Here is a 3,550-nt window from a genome sequence, read left to right on the forward strand (position 1 = left end):
CACCGCCGACACAAAGATCGGCAGTCCGGTTTCCTTGGCCAGATATCCCAGCGTCAGCACATGCATCGCCCAAAACACGGCACTGCCCACGATCAGCCAGTCGCCACTGTTGAACGAGGAAAGCCCCCCGCCATTGAGGAAATAGATCCCCACCAGCGCCAGCGGCACGCCGACATAGACAATCGGGTGCGGCCGCACGCGGAAGGCAAAATAGCCGATGAGCGGAACGAAGAAGACATAGAGCCCGGTCAGAAACCCGCCATTGGTAGCTGTGGTCGTCGCCAGCCCCGCCTGCTGCAACCAAGACCCCATGAAAAAGGCAAAGCACAGCACGCCAACCAGCATCCATTGCGACCGCGACAGCTCCACCTTGCGCCGCCGCCATTCGCCAAGCGCGAGCGGCAGCACCAGCAGTCCGCCGATAATGTACCGCACCCCGGAAAAACTCAGCGGCCCGATCGACCCCGCGGCCGACTTCTGCGCCACGAAGGCAAATCCCCAAAACATGGTGCAAAGCAGCAAAAGCAAGGCTGCGAGTGGACGTGACATTTTCTGTTCTCGTTGGTTTGTACCCGTGCGCGACGCTATCGCGCTCCGAGCTCGTCACCCTCGGGCTTGACCCGAGGGCTCTGTACTTGCTGCGCCGGGCTAAGTGAAGCGTCCTCTGGTCAAGCCCGAGGATGACGCGCCGTGGCGGGACTAGCCGCCCTGCCTCGACATGAATCGCCTTCTACAATTCCGCATCTAGTGCCTTGATGAGACTCTGGATTTCCTCCGGGCTCGTGTAGTGCACGAACGAAAGCCGCAGCACACCATGCTGCGGATCGATCCCCAGCGCCTCCATCAATCGCCAGGCGTAAAAATTCCCGCCCGAAGCCATGATGCCATGCTTGGCCAACCGCTTCGCCACCTCGACGCCCGGCTCGCTATGCCGCAGCGCAATCGTCGGCGCGCGCAATTCCGCATCGCCCGGCCCCACCAGGTTCACGTCATTGCGCCCATTGAGATAGTCGAGCAGCGGACGCGCCAGCGCGACCTCTTGCGCCCGCATCGCCTTGTGCGCCCGCCTGAACGGATTGCCCTCGCCCCCGGCAATCTCGGCCACCTGCTCCAGATAATCCGCAATCCCGGCCGAAGCTGCGATCTGCGCATGGTCCGGCCCGGCCGGCGTCAGCCGATAGCGCGGCTTGGTATCGTTGAAAAAGTGCCCCTGGTTCGGCAACTGCATGGCCAGTTCCGGCCGCACCGCCATCACGCCCTGATGCGGCCCATAGGTTTTGTAGGCCGAGAAGAGATAGATATCGGCCCCAAGCTCAGCCAGGTCCGGCAGGCCATGCGGCGCATAGCTCACGCCATCCACTGCCAGCACGGCTCCAACGGCATGCGCCCGCTTGGCAACCTCGGCTATCGGGTTGATCTCGCCAACCACATTCGAGCAGTGCGGCGCCGCAACCAGCTTCACCTTGTCATCGAGCACCGCGTCCAGCGCCGCCAGCGCCAGCCGTCCGGTCTGCCCATCGACGCTCCACTCGCGCACCTCGATGCCCTTCTGAGCCAACCGGCGCCACGAGCCCGAATTGGCCTCATGATCCTGATTGGTGACGACAATCGCATCGCCCGGCTTGAGCCAACCGCCAAAGGCATTGCCCAGCACATAGCTGTTAGCCGAAGACGAAGGCCCGAAATGGATCCAGTCCGCCGAAACACCAAGCGCCGCCGCAATCCGCTCATAGGCAAGGTTCATCGCCTCCCCTGCCTCGATCGAAGCCGGGTAGACGCCATAGGGCTGCACCTTGGTCGCGCGGTAATAGTGCTCCAGCCGATCGAGCACCGCCTTGGCGGTATAGGAGCCGCCGGCATTCTCGAAAAACGCCTGGCCCTGCAGGCTCGGCTCGGCAAAGGCGGGGAAAAGAGCGCGGATACGCGCTGGGTCCAGAGGCAGATTGGTCATCATCGATCCGTCAAAGAGTGATCGATTGGTAGTCGAGACACAGACAAAAGCAAGCCCGGCTGTTGAGAGCCAGACTTGCCGCGACGCGGGTTGTTCGGGGGCGGACCGCGCCGCTCGTCGGCTCCCATGCCCGAAGGAGACACGGGAGCCGGAATGAGACTAGTGCTTGCCGGGGCCGCGCGGACCCTGGCCGCCATGCTGCCCACGCGGGCCATGTTCGCCCGGCGCCGGCATCAGCTCGGCCTTCTGCTCGTCGGTCAGGCTGTCAAAGAATGCCGCGACGGACGGCTGCACCGCTTCAAGCGCTGCAACGTGTGCCTTCTCGACGGCAATCCGCGTTTCCAGCCGCTGCGCCACATCAGGCATTGCCGGCTCTTCGCCTTCGGCCGGCGGCGTCGGGCGCAGGCCTTCGGTCGCGGTCGCAAAATCTTCCGCCGCGGACAGCGCAGAAGTCTTGAGCGTATCGAACAGCGCCTGCTGTTCGGTCGTCAGGTCAAGACGATGGCTGAGGCGCACCAGTGCAATCTCGATGCCCTCGCCACCACGCGAGAAATCGAAGAAGCCGGCTGCACCGCCGCCCTGCTGGCGCGGTCCACCGCCCTGCGGACGGAAAGCCTGATTGCCCGGCGCGGCATCTTCCTGGGTCACCGCGGCGTCGGGTGCCTGGGGAGCCGGCTGGGCCATGGCGGGAGCCACGGCGCTCAAACCGATTGCAGTCGCAACGACGGCCATGAGGGCTTTGATCGAGGTGGAGGTCATAGTGTTTTTCCTTGCATGGGAAACCGGCAGAACCGGAACAACACGACCCTAGCGATAGGAAACTCTTCACGAGATTGCGACGACATGAACTCTTGGCAAGGTCGGTAAGGTTGGCCGTGAACTGTGACAAGGCGTCCTGCGTTTCTCATCAAGAGGCAAAAGGAGGAGCCCATGACCACCCCGACCAAACCCACCACCCGCCCCATGACCCGGCGCGGCCCCGATGGTCGCCCGCACGAAACCGAGGAGATGGAGCAGCGCGCGACCGAGGCCCAGAAAGCCGACGCCGAGACGCCGCGTCGTCCCCCGACTTCGGTGGTTGGCAACCCCGACTGAGCCCTGCGTTCCGCTGGCAAAAAGGTAACGAAAGCGCTACAATTTCTTCCCGCTGGCGGAGGTTGAGGAGCCTTGTTCCGCCGGCCTTTCGGGGGAGAAAACCATGCCTGCAGTCTCGCATCTGTTCTTTCGTGCCGGAATACTCTTTCTGGTCGTCGGCATTGGCCTTGGCCTGGCCATGTCAATCAGCCAGAACCACGACGTCATCGGCGCCCACGCCCATATCAATCTGCTCGGCTGGGTGACATCCGCCATCTTCGGCGGCTATTACGCGCTCAATCCGGCCAAGGCCGAAGGCCTGCTGCCGCGCGTTCATTTCTGGGTCTACACATCAGGCGTCGCGCTCATGGGCGTCTCGCTCTATCTGCTGCTCAAAGGCAATACCGGCATGGAGCCGCTCGTCGCCATCGGCTCGCTGCTCACCGCCGCCGGCGTTCTTATCGCCGCCTATGTCATTTTCATGCCCGCCGGCTCGGCCACGGCCCGCATGCACGCCGCCGAATA

The 3,550-nt window shown here is 63.5% G+C and carries 5 protein-coding genes; 2 read left to right on the forward strand and 3 right to left on the reverse strand.

The annotated features are described in order from the left end of the window. From ABW043_RS15960 to ABW043_RS15970, 3 genes are all read right to left on the reverse strand, one after another. On the reverse strand, positions 1-549 hold a 549-nt coding region (locus tag ABW043_RS15960; RefSeq protein ID WP_353922190.1), incomplete at its 3' end, for a DMT family transporter. Positions 550-730: 181 nt separating this feature from the next. Further along, positions 731-1,951 carry an aminotransferase class V-fold PLP-dependent enzyme gene (locus tag ABW043_RS15965; protein WP_353922191.1) on the reverse strand — a complete coding sequence of 407 codons (1,221 nt, stop codon included), beginning with the start codon at positions 1,949-1,951 and terminating at the stop codon, positions 731-733. A gap of 159 nt (positions 1,952-2,110) precedes the next feature. Then, a complete protein-coding gene (locus tag ABW043_RS15970) occupies positions 2,111-2,710 on the reverse strand; it encodes a Spy/CpxP family protein refolding chaperone (RefSeq protein WP_353922192.1) in 600 nt (199 codons plus the stop codon). A gap of 171 nt (positions 2,711-2,881) precedes the next feature. Here ABW043_RS15970 and ABW043_RS15975 point away from each other — a divergent pair, with 171 nt between their 5' ends. Then, positions 2,882-3,046 carry a hypothetical protein gene (locus tag ABW043_RS15975; RefSeq protein ID WP_353922193.1) on the forward strand — a complete coding sequence of 55 codons (165 nt, stop codon included), beginning with the start codon at positions 2,882-2,884 and terminating at the stop codon, positions 3,044-3,046. 103 nt (positions 3,047-3,149) lie between these two features. Beyond that, the coding region (locus ABW043_RS15980; RefSeq protein ID WP_353922194.1) for a hypothetical protein at positions 3,150-3,550 on the forward strand (401 nt) is incomplete at its 3' end.

This window comes from Devosia sp. (assembly GCF_040509215.1).
In the GTDB taxonomy this organism is placed as follows: domain Bacteria; phylum Pseudomonadota; class Alphaproteobacteria; order Rhizobiales; family Devosiaceae; genus Devosia.

What these genes read in the sequence shown, in the direction of transcription:
- ABW043_RS15965 (WP_353922191.1), bottom strand. Translation starts at nt 1,951, where the DNA reads ATGACCAATCTGCCTCTGGACCCAGCGCGTATCCGCGCTCTTTTCCCC.
- ABW043_RS15970 (WP_353922192.1), bottom strand. Translation starts at nt 2,710, where the DNA reads ATGACCTCCACCTCGATCAAAGCCCTCATGGCCGTCGTTGCGACTGCA.
- ABW043_RS15975 (WP_353922193.1), top strand. Translation starts at nt 2,882, where the DNA reads ATGACCACCCCGACCAAACCCACCACCCGCCCCATGACCCGGCGCGGC.